Annotated in this window: 23 protein-coding genes and 1 pseudogene; 12 read left to right on the top strand and 12 right to left on the bottom strand. The window is 71.1% G+C overall.

All coding sequences use genetic code 11. The annotated features are described in order from the left end of the window. Positions 1-23 precede the first annotated feature (23 nt). Positions 24-395 (top strand): winged helix-turn-helix transcriptional regulator, encoded by a 372-nt coding sequence (locus ACFXGI_RS31655; protein ID WP_384714132.1) that lies wholly within the window; start codon positions 24-26, stop codon positions 393-395. A 272-nt stretch (positions 396-667) separates the two neighbouring features. Here the strand turns inward: ACFXGI_RS31655 and ACFXGI_RS31650 are convergent, their stop codons facing one another. Continuing rightward, positions 668-1,948 carry an MFS transporter gene (locus tag ACFXGI_RS31650; protein ID WP_384714129.1) on the bottom strand — a complete coding sequence of 427 codons (1,281 nt, stop codon included), beginning with the start codon at positions 1,946-1,948 and terminating at the stop codon, positions 668-670. Between the two features lie 148 nt (positions 1,949-2,096). Here ACFXGI_RS31650 and ACFXGI_RS31645 point away from each other — a divergent pair, with 148 nt between their 5' ends. Continuing rightward, the gene (locus tag ACFXGI_RS31645; RefSeq protein ID WP_384714126.1) at positions 2,097-2,603 is read left to right on the top strand and encodes a MarR family winged helix-turn-helix transcriptional regulator; all 507 of its coding nucleotides are present in this window, start codon (positions 2,097-2,099) and stop codon (positions 2,601-2,603) included. Positions 2,604-2,945: 342 nt separating this feature from the next. Continuing rightward, entirely contained in the window at positions 2,946-4,295 is a 1,350-nt protein-coding gene (locus tag ACFXGI_RS31640; RefSeq protein WP_384714123.1) for a lipase family protein, read from the top strand. Positions 4,296-4,322: 27 nt separating this feature from the next. On the opposite strand, the gene ACFXGI_RS31635 is transcribed toward ACFXGI_RS31640, so the two are convergent. Both ACFXGI_RS31635 and ACFXGI_RS31630 read right to left on the bottom strand, forming a co-directional pair. Beyond that, positions 4,323-5,174 (bottom strand): class I SAM-dependent methyltransferase, encoded by an 852-nt coding sequence (locus ACFXGI_RS31635; RefSeq protein WP_384714120.1) that lies wholly within the window; start codon positions 5,172-5,174, stop codon positions 4,323-4,325. A 137-nt stretch (positions 5,175-5,311) separates the two neighbouring features. Next, positions 5,312-6,826 carry a carboxylesterase/lipase family protein gene (locus ACFXGI_RS31630; RefSeq protein ID WP_384714117.1) on the bottom strand — a complete coding sequence of 505 codons (1,515 nt, stop codon included), beginning with the start codon at positions 6,824-6,826 and terminating at the stop codon, positions 5,312-5,314. Positions 6,827-6,947: 121 nt separating this feature from the next. On the opposite strand from ACFXGI_RS31630, the gene ACFXGI_RS31625 reads away from it, so the two are divergent. The 3 genes from ACFXGI_RS31625 (at position 6,948) to ACFXGI_RS31615 (ending at position 9,807) form a co-directional block, all read left to right on the top strand. Next, positions 6,948-7,796 carry an MBL fold metallo-hydrolase gene (locus ACFXGI_RS31625; RefSeq protein ID WP_384714114.1) on the top strand — a complete coding sequence of 283 codons (849 nt, stop codon included), beginning with the start codon at positions 6,948-6,950 and terminating at the stop codon, positions 7,794-7,796. A 3-nt stretch (positions 7,797-7,799) separates the two neighbouring features. Next, complete coding sequence (locus tag ACFXGI_RS31620; protein ID WP_384714111.1) at positions 7,800-8,681, top strand: LysR family transcriptional regulator; 882 nt, start codon at positions 7,800-7,802, stop codon at positions 8,679-8,681. Positions 8,682-8,751: 70 nt separating this feature from the next. Beyond that, positions 8,752-9,807 carry a tartrate dehydrogenase gene (locus ACFXGI_RS31615; protein WP_384714108.1) on the top strand — a complete coding sequence of 352 codons (1,056 nt, stop codon included), beginning with the start codon at positions 8,752-8,754 and terminating at the stop codon, positions 9,805-9,807. 26 nt (positions 9,808-9,833) lie between these two features. Here ACFXGI_RS31615 and ACFXGI_RS31610 read toward each other — a convergent pair whose 3' ends face one another. Next, positions 9,834-10,238, bottom strand: a complete 405-nt coding sequence (locus ACFXGI_RS31610; RefSeq protein ID WP_384714105.1) for an SsgA family sporulation/cell division regulator — start codon at positions 10,236-10,238, stop codon at positions 9,834-9,836. Between the two features lie 279 nt (positions 10,239-10,517). On the opposite strand from ACFXGI_RS31610, the gene ACFXGI_RS31605 reads away from it, so the two are divergent. Further along, the gene (locus ACFXGI_RS31605) at positions 10,518-11,678 is read left to right on the top strand and encodes an SPFH domain-containing protein (protein WP_384714102.1); all 1,161 of its coding nucleotides are present in this window, start codon (positions 10,518-10,520) and stop codon (positions 11,676-11,678) included. Between the two features lie 62 nt (positions 11,679-11,740). Next, positions 11,741-12,643 (top strand): C40 family peptidase, encoded by a 903-nt coding sequence (locus ACFXGI_RS31600; RefSeq protein ID WP_384714099.1) that lies wholly within the window; start codon positions 11,741-11,743, stop codon positions 12,641-12,643. A 275-nt stretch (positions 12,644-12,918) separates the two neighbouring features. Here ACFXGI_RS31600 and ACFXGI_RS31595 read toward each other — a convergent pair whose 3' ends face one another. Continuing rightward, a complete protein-coding gene (locus ACFXGI_RS31595) occupies positions 12,919-13,287 on the bottom strand; it encodes a hypothetical protein (RefSeq protein WP_384714096.1) in 369 nt (122 codons plus the stop codon). A 249-nt stretch (positions 13,288-13,536) separates the two neighbouring features. Next, positions 13,537-13,923 (bottom strand): hypothetical protein, encoded by a 387-nt coding sequence (locus tag ACFXGI_RS31590; RefSeq protein ID WP_384714093.1) that lies wholly within the window; start codon positions 13,921-13,923, stop codon positions 13,537-13,539. A gap of 467 nt (positions 13,924-14,390) precedes the next feature. On the opposite strand from ACFXGI_RS31590, the gene ACFXGI_RS31585 reads away from it, so the two are divergent. The 3 genes from ACFXGI_RS31585 to ACFXGI_RS31575 all read left to right on the top strand — a co-directional run bounded on the left by ACFXGI_RS31585 (position 14,391) and on the right by ACFXGI_RS31575 (position 16,826). Next, positions 14,391-15,062, top strand: coding sequence for a response regulator transcription factor (locus ACFXGI_RS31585; RefSeq protein ID WP_384714090.1), 672 nt, complete (start codon positions 14,391-14,393; stop codon positions 15,060-15,062). A gap of 187 nt (positions 15,063-15,249) precedes the next feature. After that, positions 15,250-16,275: an alpha/beta hydrolase gene (locus tag ACFXGI_RS31580; RefSeq protein ID WP_384714087.1), complete on the top strand. Its 1,026-nt coding sequence runs from the start codon at positions 15,250-15,252 to the stop codon at positions 16,273-16,275. Then, positions 16,272-16,826 carry a winged helix-turn-helix domain-containing protein gene (locus ACFXGI_RS31575; RefSeq protein ID WP_384714083.1) on the top strand — a complete coding sequence of 185 codons (555 nt, stop codon included), beginning with the start codon at positions 16,272-16,274 and terminating at the stop codon, positions 16,824-16,826. Before ACFXGI_RS31580 ends, ACFXGI_RS31575 begins: the two co-directional genes overlap by 4 nt. Here ACFXGI_RS31575 and ACFXGI_RS31570 read toward each other — a convergent pair. Both ACFXGI_RS31570 and ACFXGI_RS31565 read right to left on the bottom strand, forming a co-directional pair. Continuing rightward, positions 16,740-17,423, bottom strand: a complete 684-nt coding sequence (locus ACFXGI_RS31570; RefSeq protein WP_384714080.1) for a response regulator — start codon at positions 17,421-17,423, stop codon at positions 16,740-16,742. The genes ACFXGI_RS31575 and ACFXGI_RS31570 overlap by 87 nt on opposite strands. Then, positions 17,420-18,631: a sensor histidine kinase gene (locus tag ACFXGI_RS31565; RefSeq protein ID WP_384714077.1), complete on the bottom strand. Its 1,212-nt coding sequence runs from the start codon at positions 18,629-18,631 to the stop codon at positions 17,420-17,422. The genes ACFXGI_RS31570 and ACFXGI_RS31565 overlap by 4 nt, the downstream gene beginning before the upstream one ends. Positions 18,632-18,919: 288 nt before the next feature. Here ACFXGI_RS31565 and ACFXGI_RS31560 point away from each other — a divergent pair, with 288 nt between their 5' ends. Next, positions 18,920-19,591 (top strand): response regulator transcription factor, encoded by a 672-nt coding sequence (locus ACFXGI_RS31560; protein WP_384714074.1) that lies wholly within the window; start codon positions 18,920-18,922, stop codon positions 19,589-19,591. A 62-nt stretch (positions 19,592-19,653) separates the two neighbouring features. On the opposite strand, the gene ACFXGI_RS31555 is transcribed toward ACFXGI_RS31560, so the two are convergent. The 4 genes and pseudogenes from ACFXGI_RS31555 to ACFXGI_RS31540 all read right to left on the bottom strand — a co-directional run. After that, complete coding sequence (locus tag ACFXGI_RS31555) at positions 19,654-20,580, bottom strand: formylglycine-generating enzyme family protein (protein ID WP_384714071.1); 927 nt, start codon at positions 20,578-20,580, stop codon at positions 19,654-19,656. An 85-nt stretch (positions 20,581-20,665) separates the two neighbouring features. Continuing rightward, entirely contained in the window at positions 20,666-22,069 is a 1,404-nt protein-coding gene (locus ACFXGI_RS31550) for a sulfatase (RefSeq protein WP_384714068.1), read from the bottom strand. A gap of 172 nt (positions 22,070-22,241) precedes the next feature. After that, positions 22,242-22,334 (bottom strand): putative leader peptide, encoded by a 93-nt coding sequence (locus ACFXGI_RS31545; RefSeq protein WP_384714065.1) that lies wholly within the window; start codon positions 22,332-22,334, stop codon positions 22,242-22,244. Positions 22,335-22,451: 117 nt separating this feature from the next. Beyond that, a pseudogene (locus ACFXGI_RS31540) lies at positions 22,452-22,594 on the bottom strand (ABC transporter permease); the annotation flags it as partial.

Raw genomic sequence — 22,594 nt, 5'->3', positions numbered from 1 at the left:
GTACCTGAAGGTAAGCTCATCACATGGCGGGAAGCGCGCAGTTCACACGGACCGAGCCGGGCGAACGGTATGACGTGTTTCACACGGACTGCCCCGCACGCGACATGGTCGACCACGTGACCAGCAGGTGGGGCATCTGGGTGCTGATCTCCCTGCGGAGCAATGACCTTCGGTTCTACGAGCTGCGCGAGAGCATCCACGGCATCAGCGAGAAGATGCTCGCCCAGACCCTGCGTGCGCTCGTCCAGGACGGCCTGGTCTGGCGGAAGGTCGAGCCGACGACACCGCCTCAGGTCACCTACGGGCTGACCGAGTTCGGCCGGGACATCGGCGAGCCACTGACGGATCTGTTCGACCGGATCACACGACGACTGTCGTCAGGCACTCCGAGCTAGGGAGTGTCGTCAAAGTGGCGTCGGCCGCCCGAGAGGGCGGGGCCTCGCCGGCCAGACGGGACTTTGACGACACGACCTAGGGCGTGTCCGCGTAGTCCCGCCTGCCCGCGGCGCTACTTCGCGGACACCCCCAGGCGTGGTGATGGCCGACCGCGCGGCGGCGCATCGGGCATGGCCGGGCACCCGAGGGAGTCGAAGATCTCGAAGCTCTGCCCCGCGTACCGGTTGACCGGTGCGCGGGGCAGTCGCACGTCAAAGGCACCGCCCCTGCGTCAGGAGCCGAGGACCAGGGCGGCGGCGACCGCCGGGCCGAAGGCGCCTCCGAGCTGGTAGCAGAGGGCGAACAGGCCGATGGCGGTGGGCCGCTGGTGCTCGGGGGCGCCGGCCGCGGCGTGCATCGAGAGGCATGCGTTGGCGCCGGTGGCGGCGAAGACCCCGCCGACGGTGGCCGCCAGGAGGAGCGGGCCCCAGTCGGAGAAGGCCGCGGTGGCAGCGGCCAGTGCGCCGACACCGATCAGGACGGCCAGTACGGCCGGGCGGCCCATCCGGGCCGAGGCTGCGGCGAGCAGCCACGACAGAGCCGATCCGACGAGCAGCGCGAGGAGTTGGCCGGCCGCGGCGGAGCCGGTGTCCCAGCCGGCCCGGTCACCGAGCAGCCGCGGCACCGCGAAGAGCAGGGTGAAGTACGAGCCCGAAAGGGCGAGTGCCAGCAGTCCCGAGGTCAGGAAGACCGGCTTGCGCAGCAGAGTGGCCGGGACGAACCCCTCGGGGCGGCGGCGGATGTGCAGGGCGAGCAGGACCGCGGCGGCGAGGGCCGCGCCGAGCGCGGCCAGCGGGGCGTGGGGGAGGGTGACCAGGGCGGTGGCCAGCACGGTCAGCAGGGCGGCGCCGCGGCCGTCGAAGCGGTCGGACGAGGGTGTGATGGCCCCGGCGTACCGGAGCACCGCGGGCACCGCGAGCACCGCGACCACCGACACGGAGAGGGACAGCCGCCACGAGGCGGCGTGCGCGAGCTGTTCGCCGAGGAGCGGGCCGGCCGCGCCCAGCATGCCGAACCCGGCGCTGATGACACCCATCCGGCGGGCCGTGCCGGCGAGGCTCATCGCGGCCGCGACCAGTCCCGCACCCCCCGCGGCCTGGGCGGCCCGGCCGGCCAGGGTGAGCGGGAGCCAGGGGGAGACGGCGACGAGGAGGGTGCCGGCGATGACGAGCACGGAGGCGAGGCGCAGTACGGGTCGCAGGCCGGTGCGGCGCAGGAGTCCGGCGAGCAGCGGGGTGCCGACGGCCATGGCCCAGGCGAAGGCGGAGACCAGCCAGGACGCGGTGGAGGTGGACACCCCGAGCGAGCGGGCCATGTCCGGGAGGATCAGGACCGGGGCGTTGGCCCCGGCGGCGATGGGAGTGGCGAGCAGCGCGAGCCAGAAGGCGGGGACGGGCCCGCGGGCCGCTGGGCGGCCGGGGGCCGCCGGGGCTCCCGGTGTGCGGGTGGCGGACGTGCCGGTCCCGGCACGGATGCCGGTGCCGGTGTCTGTGCCTGCGGGCGCGGTGGTCATGGCGCCGCTCCAATCCATCTGAAGGTTAACAATCTCAACGTTGAAATAAAATCACCGGAAGCCCCTCAATGTCAAGTCTCTTAACGTTGAGACATTCGGGTTATGCTGGATCCGGCACGAGCGGGTGATGGAGACGGACGGAGACCTGATGAGTGACGCGGTGGACGTGATCGTCGGCCAGTGGGCGGCGCAGCGGCCCGACCTGACGGGCGAGCTGTGGCCCATCGAGGTCCTGGCCCGGATCCAGCGGATGAACCGCATCATCGAGAAGCAGCTCAAGGCCTTCGTGGCCGAACGCGACCTGGAGGTCGGCGAGCTGGGCATCCTGACGACGCTGCGGCGTTCGGGCCCGCCGTACACGCTCACCGCCGGGGCGCTCATCCCGGCCGCGATGGTCACCTCGGGCGCCATCACCAACCGCATCGACCGGATGGAGGCCAAGGGTCTGGTCGAGCGGGTCCGCGACGGCCAGGACCGCCGCTCGGTCCGCGTCCGCCTGACCGATCAGGGGTGTGAGGTCGCGGAGAAGGTGATGGCGGAGCATCTGCAGCACTTCGCCTCCCTCCTCGCTCCTCTGGACCGCGACACCTGCGACGCGGTGGCCTCGGCGCTGCGTACCCTCCTGGAATCCCACGGGGACACCTCGATCGGCTAGGGCTCTCCGGGTGCTGTGTCAGGTCGCCCCCACACATCCGGCCATCCCGCGTACGCACCACCCCTGATCTGCGACGAAGCCGTACGCGGAGGCCAGTTGGAACCATCCCCTCCGCGCAACCGGCGCGTGCCGGCCGCCGCCACCCCGGGCTCCTCCATCCGATGTGGCCGGTTTCGCGCGTGCGCCCCGGCCGCCCTCGGCCGCGTGGCGTCCCGCTGCGCAACCGTGCGGCCCACGTGGAGTGGACTCCGGAAATCAAGGTGACGTGCCTATGTGAAACGGCGTTACCTCCAGTAAGTTACCGCCAGGTAAAGCCACTGCGGCTCGACGTACGGGGGAGTAATGAACCGGAGAACCACGCATCTGCTGTCTGCCGCCATCGTGACTGCCATCGGCGTCGGCATCGCCGCGGCGCCGTCGGCGTCAGCCGCACCCAGTGCGGGCGCACGGGGGGCCGGCGCGACGCCCGACCCGTTCTACCGCTACGACGGCGGCAAGCCGCTGGCCTCGTACCGGCCGGGCGACGTTCTGAAGAAGCGCATGCTGAACTACCACGTCTTCGGGCACCCGACGCCGTTGAAGGCCGTCCAACTGCTCTACCGCACGACCGACGCCCAGGGCAGGCCCTCGGCCAACGTGACCACCGTGGTCCGCAGCCCCCACGGCGACGGCAGCAAGGCGGTGTCGTACCAGTCGTTCTACGATTCCCTCAGCCCGGAGCACGGGCCCTCCCGGGCCATCGCAGGTGACGTCTCCCTCGGCGGCGCCATCGCCAACGCCGAATCCCTCATCCTGGCACCGCTGTTGGCCAAGGGCTACGACCTGGTCATCCCGGACACCGAGGGCCAGAACGCCGACTTCGCGGCCGGCCCGGAGTACGGAACGAACACGCTGGACTCGATCCGCGCCGCCGGCCGCACCCCGGAGACCGGCCTGCACGCGGGTACGAGGATCGGCCTGTTCGGCTACTCGGGCGGCGCCATCGCCACCAACTGGACGTCAGCCCTCGCCCCCGCGTACGCGCCCGAGGTGAACGGGCAGCTGGTCGGCTTCGCCGAGGGCGGGCTGCTCGTCGCCCCCGCGCACAACCTCAAGTACGTCGACGGCGCGCTGGCGTGGAACGGAGTGATCCCGATGGCCGTCATCGGCGTCTCGCGTTCGTACGGCATCGACCTCACCCCGTACCTGAGCGCGAAGGGCCTCGCGGTCGTCAAGGAGCTCGAACGCGGCTCGATCGTCGATGCGCTGGGCCGCCACCCGGGGATGACCTGGAAGGACATGGCCAAACCGGAGTACAAGGACCCGAACTCCATTCCGTCCTTCGTCGAGGCGGTCAACAAGATCAATCTGGGCCAGGCCGCCACCCCGACCATCCCGGGGTTCATCGGACAGGGCAACGCGGGCTGGCTCGAAGGAACGTTCAACACCCCGCCGGGCATCGGCACGGGGGACGGGGTCATGGTCGCCGGGGACGTACGGACGCTGGCCCGGCAGTACTGCGCCAACGGCAACGGCTCGATCAAGTACGAGCAGTACGGCCTGCTCAGCCATGTCGGCGCCATGCCGTACTGGGCGCCGCGCGCGATGGCCTGGCTGGACGACCGCTTCGCGGGCCGGTCCGCACCCACCAGCTGCGGCAGGATCCCCGCCGGCAACTCGCTGGAGCCGGAGAAGCCGACCGCCACGCCGTGACCGTCGTGGAAGTCGCCTGCGAGGTCGTCACGGGCGGGTCGCCCGGATGATCCAGGCCGCCGAGGCGTAGAGGACGCCGGTCTCGCTCTCGTGGGCGACGAGCGTGGTTCTCAAGCCGTCGACGGCGCGACGCCGGTCCCGCTCGCCGAGGCCGTCGAGCATCCAGCCCAGCATGCCCAGCGTGAACCGCTCTGCGTCGGCCGCGTCCTCGCCGAACCACATCGCCTCACTGTGCGGCTCCAGCCGGATGTCCCGGAAGCCCGCGGCGCCGAGTACGGTCCGTGCCCGCGCGGGATCGGACAGCGAGAACGGCCCGGGTCCGTCGGCCGAGGGCGCGGGCAACGGGCGGCCGGCGGCCAGGGCCCGGGTCAACGAGAGGAACCACTCGTTGCCGGCCGGCGGTTGCCACACGAGCTGCACGAGGCGTGCGCCGGGGCGCAGCGCGCCGCCGATGTTGCGGAACGCGGCGACGGGGTCGGCGAAGAACATCGTCCCGGAACGGCTGACGGCCACGTCGAACGCCGTGGCGGGGAACGGATGAACCTGGGCGTCAGCCTGGACGAAGTCGACGTTCTGCAGTCCTTCGGCCGCCGCGCGCTGCCGTGCGACCCGCAGCATCGCGGCCGACAGGTCCACACCCAGGGCCCGGCCTCCGGTCGCCCGCCGCGCGAGGTCACGGGTGGTCTCGCCGGTGCCGCAGCCGATGTCGAGCACCCGGTCGGCGGCGGCCACGCCGGCCGCGGCGAGGAGGGCCGTGCGGTAGGCCCGTACCGCGCGGTCGAACCGATCGGCGTGCTCCGCCCAGTACGCACCCTCGGGCCCGTCCCAGGAACGCGCCTGATCGGCGTTGGACGGATCGGCCTGAACAGCCCTGACCATGGTCACCACCACCTATGTGTCCCAAAATACGCCCAGGGCCGATGGAGCCCCACCGGACGCGGCAGGGCGGTCTCGGCCGCCATCGCACCGGCCGCCGGGGCACCGGCCGCCGGGGCTCCCGGGAGTCGGCGATGGGTTCAGTGCGGCGCGATGTGTGGAACGGCCTTGGTGACGGTGTCGAACCGCATGGTGGTGCGGGACGGTCCGTCGTACCGGTCCCAGCGCGGCATGGCCGGGTGGTTGGGGTCGCCGGTGCCTACGAACGAGATCCATGCCTGGTGCATGGTCCGGGCGAGGCCGTCCCTGATCCTCGTGTCCATTCCCGCCAGGAACGGAGCGTGCGACCACTTGTCGAAGTTGTCGAAGACGAACGGCAGGTCCAGACAGTGCGGTGCGCCCAGGCGCCCGTCGTGCGCGGGGGTGGGGAATGCGAACTCGTACGTCCAGACCGGGCGCCGCCGTACCGCCCGCGCTTCCGCGAACGCCAGCGTGGGCTTCCTGAACAGCTCGTCGGTGCTCAGGTCGACGAGTACGTCGACCGGACGAGCGCCCGGGCGGGCGGCCTCGTACGCCGCGTACGCTTCGGCCGCGCCGTCGCCGAAGCTGTCCCGCGCCCGGCGGAGCACCTGCCCCTTCGTCGCCGACACGTAGGTCTCGCCCAGCGCGAAGGTGAACGCGGACTCCTCCCCGGTCCAGCCGACGAGGACGTCGATGTCCGCGCCCGGACCGTCGAGCAGGTTCAGGGCGGGTAGGCGCGGAGCCGTCCGGCTGTCGAGCACCGGCATGAAGGGCGCGGTCCAGTGTCCCCATTCCACGGTTGCCGCGAGGAGTCCGGCGGTGGCCTCGACCAGGCGCGGCCACGGCAGCGTGCGCAGTTCGTCCTCGTCCTCGACGCCGACGATCTCCAGGTAGGCGGCGGTGCGGGCCCGGGACTCGGCAGGAGTGGCGAGGGGCATGGCGAGCGGGACGCTCTGGAGGACGGCCCGCCGGAAGAGCCGGTCGCCGGCGTGACCCGCGAGCGCCGCCGTGGACAGGGCTCCGGCGGACTGGCCGGCGACGGTGACGCTGCCGGGATCCCCGCCGAAGGCGGCGATGTTGTCCCGGACCCAGCGCAGCGCGGCGAGTTGGTCCGTGAGCCACACGTTGCCGCACCCGTCGCTGCCCTCCGACGCCTCCGGCGCGTCCGCCGCGAAGGACAGCAGGCCGAGTGGTCCGAGACGGTAGTTGAGGTTCACCACCACCAGGTCGCCGTTCCGTGCGAAGGTCTCGCCGGAGTAGTTGGGCATCGCCCCGGAGCCGGAGATGAAGGCGCCACCGTGGATCCAGACCAGGACGGGCCGGCGTGCGTCGTCGGTGCCGGGCGTCCAGATGTTGAGCGTCAGGCAGTCCTCGTCGAAGGGAGGGGAGCCGTGGCCGCCCAGGACCGGATCGCCCTCGCGGACGGCCTGGGGCGAACCGAACCCGTACTCCGTCGCGTCGAGGGTGCCGCTCCATCCCGGATGCGGCTGCGCGGGGCGCCATCGGAGGGGGCCGACGGGGGGCGCCGCGTACGGCACGCCCTTGAACACGGCCAGGCCGTCTTCGGTGACGCCGCGGACCGGGCCCGAGCGAGTGTTGACGACGGGCGCGGTGCGGTTCTGAGCGAAACCCATCCGATGCGTCCTTCCAGGCCGGGATCGAGACTCTTGGGGCCACTGGGGCACCCCAAAATATTGCGCCATTATGTCGGTCGTCAATATTATGCAATCTCTGGTTGGTGTGGAGGATGGACTCATGGCGACGTGGCGCATCGGGACGACGACGATCCGCAAAGTGCTGGAGGTGGAGCTGCGGGTCCTTCTCACGGAGGCCTTGCGGACGGACGACACGGCACTCCTGAAGAGGTATCCGTGGCCCGCCCCCGGGTTCAGCGGAGTGGACGGCAGCTTCCTGCTCTCGGTGCACGGGCTGGTCGTGGACACCGGCACGCGCCGGATCCTCGTCGACTCCTGTGCGGGCAACGCGCGGGCCTCGGTGCCCTTCCTGCGCATGCTGGACACGGCGTGGCTCGAAGACCTCACCGCCCTCGGCTGCCCTCCGGAATCGATCGACACCGTGGTGTGCACCCACCTGCACTTCGACCACATCGGGTGGAACACGCGCCTGGTGGACGGGAAATGGGTGCCGACCTTCCCCCGGGCACGTCACCTCGTCACACGCGTGGAATGGGACCACTGGGCGGGCGAAGCGGGTACGGACCTCCGCGACACGATGCAGCCGTTGATCGACGAGGGTCTTGTCGACTTCGTCGCAACAGATCACCAGGTGTGCGACGGCGTACGCCTGGAAGCCGCTCCCGGACACACCCCGGGTCACGTCGCGGTCGTGATCGAGTCCGGAGGGGATCGTGCGGTGATCACGGGTGACCTCGTACACCACCCGGTGCAGTTCATCGAACCCGACGTGGCGGGCCTCGCCGACACCGACGCCGTGCAGGCCGCTGCCACCCGGCGGGCGTTCGTCGACCGGTACGCCGATACCGGAACCCTCGTGATCGGCACGCACTTCCCCGCCCCCACGGCCGGCCTGCTCCGGCGCGGCGGTGACGGGGGCGTGCGGTTCGTCGCGGACGGCCTACGCTGAACCGTGGACTTCCGGCAGCTGACGTACTTCCTCGCCATCGTGGACCACGGTGGTTTCAACCGCGCGGCCGCGGCACTCTACGTATCGCAGCCCTCCCTGTCACAGGCCATCCAGACCCTGGAACGAGACGTGGACGCCGACCTGTTCCACCGGATCGGCCGGAGGGCGGTCCTGACCGAGGCCGGTGCCGCCCTGGTTCCCCGGGCCCGGGAAGCCCTGCACGCCCTGGAGCTGGCCAGGGCCGGCGTAGGCGCAGTCCGCGAACTGCGCGGAGGGCGCCTGGAGATCGCCGCGATGGCCTCACCCACCATCGAACCCCTCAGCTCCATGGTCCAGCGCTTCACCGAGCGCTATCCGGCGGTGTCACTCAGCCTGCGCGTGGCCCTCACCCCCGAGGACGTGGTCGAGACGGTGCGCACCGGAGGCTGCGAACTCGGACTGCTGACCACATCGTCGCCGCTGCCGAGCCGGGAGGTGGTCCCGCACCACGTCGGAGACGACCGGCTCGTACTGGTCACCCCGCTGGACGGTCCCTTCCCGGCCGGACAGGCGGTTCAACGCGAACAGCTCGAAGGGCATCGGCTGATCGTCGGGCAGAGGGGGACCGGGATCCGCGCCTACGTCGACGACCTGAAAGCACAGGGCATCGACGTCCGCATCGCGGTGGAGACCGAACACCGCATGGCCTTCCTGCCCCTGGTGCTCGGGGGAGTCGGGCTGGCGGTTGTGACGGAGTCCTGGGCCGGCCTGTCCGAGCGGTCCGGCGCCCTCGTACTCGATCTGGAACCGGCCCGCATCCAGCACAACTTCCTGGTGAGCCGGAAGGGGCAGCTGACACCGGCGGCCGGCGCCTTCCTGGAGATCGCCCGCCCCACCCGCTCATAGGACCGGCCTATGAGGCACATCGGCGATACGTGTTGGACCCGGACGGCCCCCGATTGCTGGAATGCGAGCCATGACGAACCACAGCATCGCCCTCATCCCCGGTGACGGCATCGGCGCCGAAGTCCTCCCGGCGGCACGCGAGGTCCTCGACACCATCGGGACGCGCCACGGCATCACGTTCACCTACGAGCAGTTCGACTGGTCCTGCGAGCGCTACCTGCGCCACGGATCGATGATGCCGGAGGACGGGCTGGAGCAGCTCCGCCGTCATGACGCGATCCTCCTCGGCGCCGTCGGCTACCCGGGTGTGCCGGACCACGTCTCGCTGTGGGGACTGCTCATCCCGATCCGCCGGGCCTTCGGCCAGTACGTCAACCTCCGCCCGATCCGCGTGTTCGACGGCCTTCCCAGCCCCGTCCGCGCGGCCGTGCCCGGTGAGGTGGACTTCGTGGTCGTCCGGGAGAACACCGAAGGCGAGTACAGCGAGATCGGCGGCCGGATGAACCACGGAGGCCCCGATGAAATGGCAGTGCAGCAGGCCGTGTTCACGCGCAGGGGAGTGACCCGGGTCCTGGACTTCGCCTTCGGCCTCGCCGAACGGCGCGGCGGCCCCCTCACGTCGGCGACGAAGTCCAACGGGATCGTGCACACCATGCCGTTCTGGGACGAGCTGGTGGCCGAGCGTTCCGCCGAGCACCCCACAGTGGAGTGGAACCAGGAGCACATCGACGCGCTGGCCGCCAAGTTCGTCCTCGACCCCGCCCGCTTCGACGTCGTCGTCGCCTCCAACCTCTTCGGGGACATACTCAGCGACCTGGCGGCGGCCGTGGCCGGCGGCATCGGCATCGCCCCGTCCGCCAACCTCAACCCGGAGGGTGAACACCCCTCCATGTTCGAACCGGTCCACGGATCGGCCCCCGACATCGCCGGGCAGGGCATCGCCAATCCCATCGGCGCGATCTGGTCCGCCGCGATGATGCTCGACCACCTCGGCCACCCCGAAGCCGCGACCGACATCACCGACGCCATCGCCCGCGTCCTGGCCACCACCCCGATACGCACGCGCGACCTCGGCGGCTCCGCCTCCACCGCCGAGTTCACGTCCGCCGTCCTCCGGCACCTCTGAGGCGGGGCGCTCCCGACCGGCGACGATCACGCGAGGAAGAGCCGCAGCTGCTCGTCCAGGTCGAAATGGTCCTGTTCGCTGCCGTGGGGCACGAGGTCGGTCATCCGCCGGCACCAGTCGTCGACGTCCGCGGCCCCGAGCGACAGCGCGCACCGCCCACCGTCGGCGCGGAGGCGGATCCAGACGCGCCCGGAGCCGGGCAAGCGTTGGGGCCAGATCCGCACGTCGCCCTCGCCCCACGAGCGATGACGGCCGACGAGCAGCAGATCACGGGCGAAGGTCCAGCAGATACGGTCCCCGGGACCGGCCAGGAGTTCCATGGACATTTCATACGGGTGGTCGGACCGGAACCCGAGCCTCACCACGAGGGGGAACTCGTGGTCCGAGCCCTCCAGCACAAAGGGCAGAACTGTGTATATCTGTTGAGTCACGGTGCTCCTCTCGCCGTCAGCATGCCTGCGCACGGGCGACGGGCACGAGAAGACTGAGGGCATCTTCAGAAGCGCCGAAGTTCCTGACGAAGCGCCGACGAGAAGGGGTCCAAAGTCCCCCCCTCAGGACCTTTGCGGGGAGGAGCGTCCGCACGGTTCCCGGAAGATCGATCCATTCATGATCGTTACCGAACTTCTGGGGTGCCCTTGTCGTACGCGCCGAGCGGAACAGGGGGGCGGCCGGCCGGAGAGCCGACGCCCGCCGGTGCGCCCGAGTCCATGCCCTTGCCCTTGCCCACGCTGGTCGTACGCTCGTACCAGGATCCCGTCGTGCGGGGGCCGCTGTTCCGGGACGAGGAACCGGAGCCCGACACCCTGGAGCAGCCCGCCATGGGGAGTGCCCCGTTGCCGGAACCGCCCCGGAACCACCCGGGCCAAGTCCGCCACCGCCGCCTCCCGCGGCCGCCGGAATCCCCGCGGCCCGCACGGGCCGAACCGGATGCCCCCACCCGCCCGGCCGCCCGCCGGTCGCTGCCGCCCGTTCTCGATCCGGACCTCGTCGAGCGCCGGGCCCGCGCCTGCTCCGGCTGGTGGGCCGTCACGTCCCTGGTGGCGGTGGGTACGGCGGCCGCCTGGCTGGTCCGGAACCGCGGTCTGCCCACCCGGATCGAGCCGGGGTCCTGGCCGGCCGCGGCCACGGCCGGATGCCTCCTGGCCGCCCTGCTCGCCGCCGCCGGACTGCGGCGCGGCCGGTCCGGACATGCCCACGTGCAGACCCTGTTCGGCCGCTACCGCGGCACGATCCGCCGTACGGGCCTCCTGTGGGCCTCTCCCTTCCCCCGACATGCAAGGATCGACGTACGGTTGCGGCACTGGCGCAGTGAACCGCTGCCCGTGGTGGACGCCGAGGGCACCGCGCTGCACGTCGTGGTCCTGGTCGTCTGGCGGGTGAAGGACACCGCACGGACACTGGCCGTCGACGACCACCACGGATACCTCCGGGAGCAGATCGAGTCCGGCGCCGCCCGGGTCTTCTCCCGGATGCCGGCCGACTCCTTCGACGACGCAGTCCACGTCGGCGCGGACACCGTGCCCGGCACCCTCCGCGACACGGAGGCGGTCGGTGACGAACTCACCCGTGTGCTGGCCGCCGAGTGCCGCGCCGTGGGCATCGAGGTGTTCTCCGCCCGCGCTCTGCAGATCGCCTACGCCCCTGAGGTCGCCGAGGCCATGCAGCGCCGCCGCGTCGCGGCGATCGACGCCCGCCACCGCGACTCCGTCCTCACCTCCGTCATCGACGCCGTCGACGACGCCGTTCGCCGCATGGCCGAACGCGGACTCGTCGGTCTCGACGACTACGAACGCAAGGCGTTGGTCAAGGACTTGACGGTCGCCTTCTACACGGCACGCGGCAGCGCCGCGGACGCCGGCCGCCGCTGAACGGCCCCTCCGTTCCGCGGTCTTTTCCACGGTCTTTCCCCCCACCCGAAAGGAATGAAGTCTTGCCCTTGCGTACCCCTGAGTTCACCGAGGAGAACCCGGACCGCTGCGACTGCGCGTCCTGCCGTACGGCCTCCAGCGCTGCGGCCGGCCCGGGACGGCAGCACTGCACCGTTCGCGGTGCCGTGATCGCAGCCGTCGGCGCGGCGGTCCTGGTGGGCACCGGAGCCGGCGGCGCGGCCGCCGAGCCTGCGCCGAGCCACGCCGGCTGGGACGGCTCGAAGTACTGGTACCAGGACGGGAGCGGCTGGTGGCGCTGGACCTCGCACCACGACAAGTACCTGGCCGAGTCAGGGAAGGCGGGTGGCGGCAGCACAAGGCGGGAGGCGGCCGGTTCGAGCGGCGCGCGGACCTCGGAACCGGTCTTCCGAGGCCGCCAGGGCTGGGACCCCGTCGACCGCGTGTACTGGTACCAGCGGAACGGGTCCTGGTGGTGGACCGGCCACAAGGACAAGTACGAGCGCTACGCGGGCGGCGGCTCGGGCAGCCCCGGCAACCCCGGCAGCTCAGGCGAGTCCGGCGGCTCGGGGACGCCCGTCCGGTACGGCACCGAGGGGGCCATCGCCTTCGCGACGGAGCACCTGGGCGACCCGTACGTCTGGGGCGGCAACGGGCCGCACGGCTGGGACTGTTCGGGCCTGGTGAAGGCCGCTTACCAGAGCGCCGGGATCAGCCTCCCCCGGGTCGCGGACGACCAGTACCGGGCCACCACCCCGATCTCGCGCTCCGAACTGCGCCGCGGCGACCTGGTGTTCTGGTCGAGCGACGGCCGGGCCTCCGGCATCCACCACGTCGCCGTCTACCTGGGCGGCGGCCGGTACCTGGAGGCCCCGCGCCCCGGTAGGAACGTCCGGATCTCCTCGTTCAGCGACTACAACCCGAACCTGTACGGCCGGGTGCGCTAGGGAGTGTCGTCAAAGTGGCGTCGGCCGCCCGAGAGGGCGGGGTCGGCGGGGTCTGGTGCGTGCGATCGCAGGGCGGAGGAGGGAATCGACGCGGTGGGGGCACCTCCCAGCGGTAGCTGGGGGATGTCGGTGACCGACGACAACGCGGCGAGCGTGCGTGCCAGGCCCCGCCGGCCAGACGGGACTTCGACGACACGACCTGGACCGCGGGAACGGGGTGAGCCGCCGATCGCAGATGGCGATCGGCGGTCCACCCGCGTCGAGAGGTCTACCGGCTACGAGCCCACCGGTGTGGGCGGGCTGAACGCAGCGGCGCGCCTGTGCCTCCTGACGCGCAAAGCCTTCTTGGCGACGCACCACAGCAGGACGGCGCCGGCCAGGAGGGAGAGTCCGACCACGGGTCCGATCGAGCGCACCTGGACGATCCGACCGCCGAGGTGCGGGAGGCGGTACGCGTCGCCCACGTCACGGGTGATCCCGGTGATCCGGTGGACCGTCGGGAGCCCGTCTCCCGGTGTCCACGGTTCCGGCAGCATGAGCGCGATCACGTCACCCGCCTTCATGTCCTGGGTGCGCACAGGCTCGGTGACGACGAGCGAGCCCTTCGGGGTACCGGGTTCCATGGACCCGGTCAGGATGGGCACGTACCGGTATCCCTTGGCACAGTACGCCCAGAAGCCTCCTCCGACACGCACCACCATCGCGATGGCCGCCACCCACCACGCCAGTGTGGACAGCCCGATACCGATCCGTCGGGCCCTCTTTTCCGGCACCGTTTCACCTTCACCGTCCTGACGTTCCATTTCACCGTTCCTCATCGTTCACCGCACACGGCAGAGGCCGGCTACCCCGCCTGCCGGGGCGGGATAGCCGGCCGTCGTCATCGTCTGCTGCTACTTCTTGCTCGACTCCTGCGCCGTGCCGAGGAAGCGGAAGTGGATCTGGTCCAGCGCCTTGCCGGCGTGCGCCTCGGTGAAGCGGTCGGAGATGATCGCCTTGATGGTGATGTTCTCCGTCCCCTTCCCGTCGCCCGTCAGGTCCCGGAGACCGAGTTCCTTCGAGAGGTCCACGTCGCCACTGGCGAACTCGGCCAGCGAGTGCCTGACCTTCGTGGGGACGATGCCGTGCCCGCCGCCGATCTCGATGTCGATCACGTCCGCGAGTGCCTTGGCGTCCTCGAGGCTGGGGAAGCTGGTCTTCAGGGCGATGTTGCTGATGCCCGTGTTGCCCTTGTCGGTGAGAACCACGGTCTCCGGCACGGTCGTGTCGCCGGCCTTCATGTCCTTGGCGGAGAGGCCCTTGGCCGGACTCGACCTCGGCGTGAGACCTCAGCGTCGCGTAACCACCGGCCGTCGCCAGGCCGAGGCCCAGCAGGGCGCCACCCGCGACTACGAGCTTCTTCCTGCGGTTGCGTCCGGCATCGTTCTGCGGTGCCTGCGTAACCTTCTTCATTTCATTGCCTTTCATGATTCCGTGAGGAGGACTCAGAAAGGATGGGATGAGGTGTACGCGGCCGGCGGGCATTGAGTTCGGTTCACCCCGCGAAGGAATTCCCGGCCGTCGCCGGCCGCGCACTCCATGAATATTCGCCGGGTTGCGAAGCGGGCGACAGAGCCGAACGTCCTTAGGTTTTCAACAGGTTGCCCTGTTCTGGCGGCTGCCGGTGTGACGACGGCAGCATCGGGCCAAGCTGAATTCTGCTTCAGGGATTTCCGCTGCCTGGAACAGGTGTCGGCATGCTGAGCCCATGCAGTTGCTTCTGATCGAGGACAGCGCCCGTTTCGCCGATGCACTCCGGTCGAAACTGGCGGCCGAGGGAATCCGTACGGAATGGGCGTCCAATGGCCACGCGGGATTGCGGCGGGCCCTGGAAGGCAGTCACGACGTGATCGTGCTCGACGTACTGCTGACCGGTATGAACGGCTACGAGGTGTGCTCTCGGATCCGCGCCGCGGGCCAGACCACTCCCATCCTGATCCTCACGGCCAAGGCCGGCGAATATGACATCGCCGAGGCGCTGGAGACGGGTGCCGACGACTACTTGGTCAAACCCTCCTCATTCCTGGTGCTCGTCGCGCGCCTGCGAGCGCTCGTGCGCAGGTCCGGACGGAACGCGAGCACCGAATGGACCGTGGGTGACCTGCGCGTGGATCCCATCGCGATGCGCGTCTGGCGTGGAGAGACGGAAGTCGAACTGACCGCGAAGGAATTCAGCGTTCTCGCCTGTCTCACCGATCAAGTCGAACAGGTCGTGAGCAAACAGGAAATCGTCCAGCGGGTATGGGAAGCATCCACACGGCAACTCAATGTGGTGGAGGTCTACGTCAGTTCCCTGCGCCGCAAGATCGACGCCCCGTTCGGTCGCTCCAGCATCGTGACCGTGCGCGGCGCCGGCTACAAACTCGTCCACCACCGATAGCTGAATGCATCTACGGCCGGCAGTAAAAGGAATTCCCGTGGTGTCTCGCTCATCCGCATCCGGCGGCCACCCGTCGGCGTCCGCCGCCGAAGTGGCTCGCGCCTTCGCGCTCGGCCGGGCCCTCGCGGCGTCCCGCGTACGCGGCCGCGGGCCCCGGCAGACCGTACCCTCCCCGAAAGGACTTCCGATGGCTTACGCCTACGACCGGGAACTCGCGGCCTGGGCCGCGATGCTCCCACCGGTCGACCACAGCGACCCCGACGGCGCACGCGAGCAGATGCGCGAACCCCGGTACCAGCAGCCCCTGCGGTCCGCTCCCGAGGACCTCTGGATCGCGGAGGTCGACGTGCCGGGGCCCGTCGGTGCCCCCGCCGTTCCCGTCCGCGTGTACGCACCGGTCCGCCCCGCGGACCCGTGGGCTGCGTCGCCCGCCGTGCTCTACTTCCACGGCGGCGGCTTCGTCACCGGAGACCTGGAGACCGGTCACGACGAATGCGTATGGACCGCCACCGCGCTCGGCGCCGTCGTCGTCAACGTGGCCTACCGGCTCGCTCCGCAGCACCCGTACCCCCACGCCCTGATGGACGCCCACGCCGCGCTCTACTGGCTGTCCACGCAGGGCGAGTCGCTGGGTGTCGACCCCGCCCGAATCGCCGTGGCGGGCGAGGACGCGGGCGCGGGCATCGCCGCGTCGCTGTGTCTGCTCGCCCGGGAGCGGATGGGGGTGCGCCCGTGCTTCCAGCTGCTGGCCGACCCCCTGCTGGACGACAGGCTCGCGACCCCTTCCGCCTGCGTGTTCACGGACACGCCGGTGCTCGACCGCATCCAGGCGGCGAACATGTGGTTCCACTACGTCGGGGCCGCCGCGGGCGGCCCGCACGTCGCCCCGTACGCCGCTCCGGGCCGCGCCGACGACCTGTCCGGCCTGCCGCCGGCCTACGTGTCCGTGTGCGAGTTCGACCCGGCCAGGGACGAGGGGATCGCCTACGCCGAACGGCTCATCGGGGCCGGGGTCCCCACGGAGTTGCACCACTACCCCGGCACCTTCCACGGCAGCGCGTCGGTTCCCGGGGTCGACGTCTCCCTGCGGATGCGGGAGGACCGGGTGCGCGCGCTCCACGGTGCGCTGTGCGCCCCGCCGCCCCAGCCCGTCCCGGTCCCGGAACCGCCCGTACGGCAGACACCGTCCGCGCAGCCCACGTCCCTGAGATGACCACATCGCACGAAGGCGGACGGCGGCAGGCGCGAAGACCCCGGTACCAGCTCCTGGCGGACGAACTGATGAGCCGGTTCGGAGCGTCCGGGTCCGGTGCCTTCGCGGAGGTTCCGTCAACGGCCGAGATCGCCCGGGAGTACCGCGTCCCGCTTCCCACGGCCCAGTTCGTGCACCGGGCCGTGTACACACGGCTGCGGGCCCAAGGGTCCCCGCACGCCCTGCCGATGGCGCCCGAGACGCTGTCCGTCGCGGAGCGCGTCGCCGACCTGCTGCGCAGCCGCATTCTGCACGGAACCCTCACCGGCCGCCTGCCCGTCCGGTCTGCCCTCGCCGCGGAGTACCGGGTCAGCGTGGACACGGTGAGCAAGGCCGTCCGCGTGCTCGCGGAGGAGGGCCTGGTCTTCGGGGCGGCACGGCACGGCACGTACGTACTCGGCCGTCCGGCCCCGGCGCCGCCCCCGTCAGCCCCTGCCGGTCAGGCCTGCCCGGTGGGCCAGGATCGCGGCCTGCGTGCGGTTGTCGACCTCGAGCACGGACATCAGCCGTGACACGTAGGCCTTCACCGTCCCTTCGGAGAGGTGCATCGACCGGGCGATCCCTGCATTGGACAGGCCCTCGCCCAGGTGGCGCAGGAGCTCCCGCTGCTGCGGGTTCAGGTCGGCCAGCCGCCGGCGTTGCTCGGGTGCGGGCAGCGTACGGCCCACGGTTCCTCCGCCGGCCGGCGCCCCGGCCGCCGCCCGGGATGCCAGCCGGGCCGCCGGGCCCGGGGCGAGCGCGGCTGCGCCGGACGCCACCAGCCGAACGGCGGCGACGACCTGCTCGGGGGGCGCGTCCTTGAGCAGGTATCCGGTGGCTCCTGCCGCGAGGGCGTGGGCGATGCCGTCCTCGGTGTCGAAGGTGGTCAGCACCAGGACCGCGGGGGGTTCGGGCAGCTCCATCAGCCTCCGGGTCGCCGCGATGCCGTCCATGCCGGGCATGCGCAGGTCCGTCAGTACGAGGTCGGGCCGGGCTTCGAGGGCCCGCTCCAGCACCTGGGCACCGTCGCACGCCTCGCCTGTGACAACGATGTCATCCTGGCTTTCCAGCAGCGTGCGCAGAGCGAACCGCATCAGGGGCTCGTCGTCCGCCACGATCACGCGGATCACGGTGCGCATCCTTCGGTCAGGGCGTGTCCCGTACGGGGAGGCAGGGCGGGCGCGTGGTGTTCCACGGGCACCGTCACGGAGACCAGCCACCCGCCGTCCGCGGTGGGTCCGGCGGCGAACGTGCCGTGAAGGAGGGAGACCCGTTCCCGAAGCCCGGTCATTCCGAAGCCCCCGCCCGAGTCCGGGGCTCCGGCCGGTCCGCGGGTGGGGCCCGGCGTGTTGGTCACGCACACCGACAGGGCCGAGTCCTCGTGGCGGACCCGGACGGCCGTGCGGGCTCCGGGCGCGTGCTTGACGGCGTTGGTCAGAGCCTCCTGCACCGTCCGGTAGACGGTCAGCGCTGCCTCCGGGGGGACCGGGGTCACCGGAGCGGCCGTGCACTCGACCGGGAGGCCGGCCGACCGGGCCTCCTCGACCAGGGCGTCGAGGTCGGCCAGCCGGTGCCCGACCACCACCGAGCCCTCGCCGTCGCGCAGCGCACCCAGGACATGGCGCAGGTCACGCATAGCCGCCCGGGCCGTGTCGCCCACGGCCCGGGCGAGCTGCCGGCCTTCGGGGCGAGAGCCGCCCGCGGCCTCGATCGCGCCCGCGTGCATGGCCATGAGCGCGATGCGGTGGCCGAGGACGTCGTGCATCTCCCGGGCCAGGCGGAGCCGCTCCTCGGTGCGCGTCTGCTCCGTCCGCCGCTCCCGTTCCTCGCGCAGGGCCGCGAGGCTGTGCTCGTAGGCCCGCGAACCCAGGCCGAAGACCACAGGGAAGGCGCTGTAGAGGGCTGCGCACGCCAGCTGGCCGAGGACGGTGGTCCCGACGTGGCCGGGGAGCAGGGCCTTGAGGACGGTGAAGACCGCCCAGGCCAGGCCGATCACGACGGTCCGGTGGCGGCGCTGGTCCCGGGCCAGGCAGTACAGGGCGAGGAAGACCGGGACCCTCGAACCGTCGACAGCCAGGCCACCCGCGGTGAGCAAGGCGACCAGCAGGGGTGCCTGGCGCCGCCACAGGAAGCCGGCCGACACGATCACGGCTACCACGGCGCCGGGCAGGATTCCGCGGACCAGTCCCGTTTCCGCGTCCAGGGCGCTGGTCAGTGATCCGGCCGCCACGACGGCGACGATCAACAGGTCGCTCCGCAGCAGCCAGGTCCGGCCGACGGGGGCGGTGAGCTCGGCGTACCAGCGTTCGAAGGCATCCGGAGAGGCGAGGGCGGTCACACAGGTCCTTGATCGGGTTCGCACGGGTTCCACCATAAGAGCGACAGACCCTACCAGAAAGGACTAGACCAGCCGGTGACCTCTGCCGGACTGCCGGGAGGTGGACGACCACCGCCGGGGAGCGGGTGACGAAAGTGAACGCGGCTGCCCGTGAATTCACCTACGGCCACAAAGGGTGGCGGAAAGCGCCCGATCCGGACCGTGCGGACCGGGGGGCGGCCGTCCCGGTCTAGCTTGATTCCCCGACAGGGCGGTGAAAGCCCACCCCCACCCCCGAAGGGAACTTCCGTGCGCCTCCTCCTCATCGAAAGCAGTGCCCGCTCCGCGAATGCGCTGAGGCAGGGGCTGACGGCCGAGGGGTTCCACACGGAATGGGCGCCCGACGGGCGCTCGGGACTGCGCAGGGCGCTCGACGGCGACCACGACGTGATCGTGCTCGACATCCTGCTCGCCGGACTCAACGGATACGAAGTCTGCTCCCGGATCCGCGCCGCGGGCCGGACCGCCCCCATCCTGATCCTCACGGCGAAGGACGGCGAGTACGACATCGCCGAAGGGCTGGAGAGCGGTGCGGACGACTACCTCGTGAAGCCTTACGCGTTCGTGGTGCTCGTCGCCCGGCTGCGGGCCCTGCTGCGCCGGGGCCGCGAACACGGTCCGGCGCAGTGGCAGGCGGGTGACCTCCGGGTGGACCCCGTCTCGATGAGGGCGTGGCGGGGAGAGAGCGAGATCGATCTGACCGCGAAGGAGTTCGGTGTTCTCGCCTGTCTGATCCGTCCGGCGGAGCGGGTCGTCACCAAGCCCGAGATCATCGCGCGGGTCTGGGACCAGGAGTCGGCGCGGCGGGCGAACGTCCTGGAGGTCCACATCAGCGCCCTGCGCCGCAAGATCGACAGACCCTTCCGGCGTTCGAGCATCGTCACGGTGAGGGGAGCGGGCTACAAGTTCGTCGCCGAGTGAGGTGCAGCCCCCCGGCACACCGAGGCGACGCCGTTCCCGCGCCGAGGACCCCGAAGGGATGGTCACCCGAGCCCTGCCTGGCCGGCGGCCGTGCCGCTGTCCGCGGCCACGCGGAAGCCGATGTTGCCGGTGGAGCTGTCCGGCGTGTTGGAGCTGCGGGCCGCGACGCGGTAGCGGTTGCAGTACGAATCGTGGCAGAGGTAGGAGCCGCCGCGCATCACGCGACCGGTTCCGGGCGTGAACCGGTCGGCGCACCATTCCCACACGTTGCCGACGGCGTTGTAGAGGCCGAAGCCGTTGGGGCGGAAGGACTTCGCCGGCGCCGTGCTCTCGTAGCCGTCCTCCGCGGTGTTCCGGGTGGGGAAGTCGCCTTGCCAGATGTTGCACATGTGCCGGCCGCCGGGCGTGAGGTCGTCTCCCCACGGGTAGCGCCGCTGCTCCAGCCCGCCGCGGGCCGCGTACTCCCATTCGGCCTCGGTGGGCAGGCGCGTGCCGGACCAGGCGCAGTACGCCTGGGCGTCGTTCCAGGAGACGTGGACGACGGGATGGTTCCGGCGCGCCGAGAACGACGATCCGGCGCCCTCGGGGTGCCGCCAGTCGGAGCCGGAGACGGCCCGCCACCAGGGGACGGCCGCCACCGGCGGCGACACGGCAGCGACGTCCTCGGCCAGGAAGCCGCCGAAGACGAAGGAGAAACCGAAGCGCTCGGCCTCGGTGACGTGACCGGTGGCCTCGACGAAGGTGGCGAACTGGGCGTTGGTGACCGTCGTGGGCGCGATGCGGAACGGGTCGACGACGACCTTGCGCACCGGCCCTTCGCCGTCGGCCGGGAAGGAGTCCGGGTCCTCGGTTCCCATCAGGAAGTGACCGCCAGGCAGGTCGATCAGCCGGCGGGGGGCACGCGGGGCGGCGGCGACGGGCGGCCGTGGTGCGAGGGAGAGCGCGACGGCGGTGGCGTCGCCGTGTCCGGGGGTGCAGCAGGAGAGCATGACGGCTCCGTCGGTGTGCGTTGGGGGAGGGTCGGGTGCCCCGCGCGTGATGCCGCGGGGCCGCGGGGCACCGGAACGGGTACCGCTAGGCGGCGCGGTCAGCGGCGAGTTGGGCCGCCAGGGCGGGGACGCCCAGGCTCTGCTCGTCCGCCGGGGTGGCCTGGTAGAGCTTGTTGGCCAGCTGGTGGGGGTCGCCCGCCAGGTCGTAGTACTCGCGGAACTTCACCTGGCCCGTGCCCGTCACGGTGCCGTTGCCGTCGGTGGTGAGGTCGTAGTACTCCGTGTACTGCTTTTCCCGGGACACGTACGAGGCCCAGGTGGGCGGGCCGCCCGCGGCCGTGCCCTGCTTCCACCACTCCACGAGCAGGTGGTCGCGGCTGTACGAGGAGAGCAGGGACCGGCCGTCCACCGAGTGGGTGGGCGTGATGCCGGCCGCGTCGAGGACCGTGGGCGTGATGTCGATGTTCGCGGTGATGCGGCTGTCGGTGGTCCCCGCACCCAGGCCGCCGGCGGGCCAGGAGAAGTAGAACGGCACCTCGTGCGCCGGGCGGTAGGGGACCGACTTCTTGGTCCAACCGTGGTCGGCCCAGGTGAAGCCGTTGTCGGCGATGTAGATGACCAGGGTGTTCTCGAGCTGGCCGAGCGCCTGGAGCTTGTCCCTGATCGCCTGCACCGTGTCGTCGACGGAGAGCAGCGTGCGCAGCTGTTCCGCACGGATCTGCTTCCCGTCGGCCAGGGTCCCGGTCGCGTTCCGGATGTAGGGCGGTTTGTCGCTGCGGTCGCCCTCCGGGACGGAGGGCCTGCCGCTCCAGTCCGGGACTGCCGTTCCGGCGTACTTCGCCTCGGGCGTGCGCGGGCCGTGGGAGGCGTACGGGGTGACGTACGCGAACCAGGGCCGGGTGTCGGCCGCCGCCTCGTCGAGGAAGTCCAGCGTGCGGTTCTTGATGATGTCGGTGGTGTAGCCGTTGATCGTCCGGACCGTGCCGTTGACGTTCCACTGCGCGTCGACGTAGCCCGGCTGGAGCAGGGCGAACTCCTCGAAGTGCGGCGGGTTGTCGGACAGGGTCCAGGAGTTGAGCCACTTGCCGAACAGGCCGGTGCGGTAGCCGGCCTGCTTCAGGTACCGGGGCAGGGTGGTGTTCTGGTCGAGCTGGTACGAGGCCTTGTTGTTGCGGACGCCGTGGTGGTGCGCGTGGCGGCCGGTGAGGACCGACGAACGGGAGGGCGCGCAGAGCGGGGTGGTGACGTGCCCGTTGGTGAATTTGACGCCCTGGTCGGCCAGCCAGGCCGTGGTCTGCGGCAGCGCCCATTCGGTGTGCTTGGGCTGGTCGTCCGTGACGATGAGCAGGATGTTCGGACGCGTCGCGGCAGCGGCGGGAGAGGCGGCCGCCACCTGGGCGATCGCCGGAACCGTCGCGGCGGCCGCGGCGGCCGCGGTGCCGGCGAGGAATCCGCGGCGGCTCACCCGCGGTCTGCTGTTGTCGCTCATGGGATGTCTTCTCCTGGTTCCGCAGCTCGTACGGGTACGGCGGGGCAACCGCCGCGAAGGGTGGAAGAGAGAGACGGGGATCAGGCATCAGGCATCGACCGGCCGGCCCCCGTGGGGGCGGGCCGGTGCGCGAATGCCAGGTGGGGATCCCGTGCGAAGAGGCGACGCGTGACTACCGTCGCGCCCGGGCGATCGGACACAGGGCGCTCGCCAGCCTGCCCAGGTCGAGGTGGCGGCGCACGGTGAGAAGGCTTCCAGCTGCCATGGCGATCAGACTAGGGGCGGGGGCGAAGGCGGTCCATGTACGGCATGTGAAGAGTGCAACTCTGGGTGAGCGGCGGTGTGTTGCTCGGCCGAAGCGGCCGACGAGCTGCTCGCCCGGTCAGTTCTTGACCAGGAGGCCGCGGGTGCGCAGGACCCGGCGTTCGATGGGGCTGAAGATGAGGAGGTCGATGGCGATGCCGACGACGAGGATGAGGGTGATGGCGAGGAATACGCCGGGGAGGTCGATGTTGTTGCGGCCGT

Origin of the sequence: Streptomyces sp. NPDC059355 (assembly GCF_042752335.1) — a bacterium.
Taxonomy (GTDB): domain Bacteria; phylum Actinomycetota; class Actinomycetes; order Streptomycetales; family Streptomycetaceae; genus Streptomyces.
The sequence above is the reverse complement of the archived record's forward strand: the minus strand, read 5'-3'. Positions and strand labels throughout refer to the sequence as shown.

Coding starts and splice junctions, on each gene's coding strand:
- ACFXGI_RS31655 (WP_384714132.1), top strand. CDS start 24: ATGGCGGGAAGCGCGCAGTTCACACGGACCGAGCCGGGCGAACGGTAT.
- ACFXGI_RS31650 (WP_384714129.1), bottom strand. CDS start 1,948: ATGACCACCGCGCCCGCAGGCACAGACACCGGCACCGGCATCCGTGCC.
- ACFXGI_RS31645 (WP_384714126.1), top strand. CDS start 2,097: ATGAGTGACGCGGTGGACGTGATCGTCGGCCAGTGGGCGGCGCAGCGG.
- ACFXGI_RS31640 (WP_384714123.1), top strand. CDS start 2,946: ATGAACCGGAGAACCACGCATCTGCTGTCTGCCGCCATCGTGACTGCC.
- ACFXGI_RS31635 (WP_384714120.1), bottom strand. CDS start 5,174: ATGGTCAGGGCTGTTCAGGCCGATCCGTCCAACGCCGATCAGGCGCGT.
- ACFXGI_RS31630 (WP_384714117.1), bottom strand. CDS start 6,826: ATGGGTTTCGCTCAGAACCGCACCGCGCCCGTCGTCAACACTCGCTCG.
- ACFXGI_RS31625 (WP_384714114.1), top strand. CDS start 6,948: ATGGCGACGTGGCGCATCGGGACGACGACGATCCGCAAAGTGCTGGAG.
- ACFXGI_RS31615 (WP_384714108.1), top strand. CDS start 8,752: ATGACGAACCACAGCATCGCCCTCATCCCCGGTGACGGCATCGGCGCC.
- ACFXGI_RS31605 (WP_384714102.1), top strand. CDS start 10,518: ATGCCCTTGCCCTTGCCCACGCTGGTCGTACGCTCGTACCAGGATCCC.
- ACFXGI_RS31590 (WP_384714093.1), bottom strand. CDS start 13,923: ATGAAGGCCGGCGACACGACCGTGCCGGAGACCGTGGTTCTCACCGAC.
- ACFXGI_RS31585 (WP_384714090.1), top strand. CDS start 14,391: ATGCAGTTGCTTCTGATCGAGGACAGCGCCCGTTTCGCCGATGCACTC.
- ACFXGI_RS31580 (WP_384714087.1), top strand. CDS start 15,250: ATGGCTTACGCCTACGACCGGGAACTCGCGGCCTGGGCCGCGATGCTC.
- ACFXGI_RS31575 (WP_384714083.1), top strand. CDS start 16,272: ATGACCACATCGCACGAAGGCGGACGGCGGCAGGCGCGAAGACCCCGG.
- ACFXGI_RS31555 (WP_384714071.1), bottom strand. CDS start 20,580: ATGCTCTCCTGCTGCACCCCCGGACACGGCGACGCCACCGCCGTCGCG.
- ACFXGI_RS31550 (WP_384714068.1), bottom strand. CDS start 22,069: ATGAGCGACAACAGCAGACCGCGGGTGAGCCGCCGCGGATTCCTCGCC.
- ACFXGI_RS31545 (WP_384714065.1), bottom strand. CDS start 22,334: ATGGCAGCTGGAAGCCTTCTCACCGTGCGCCGCCACCTCGACCTGGGC.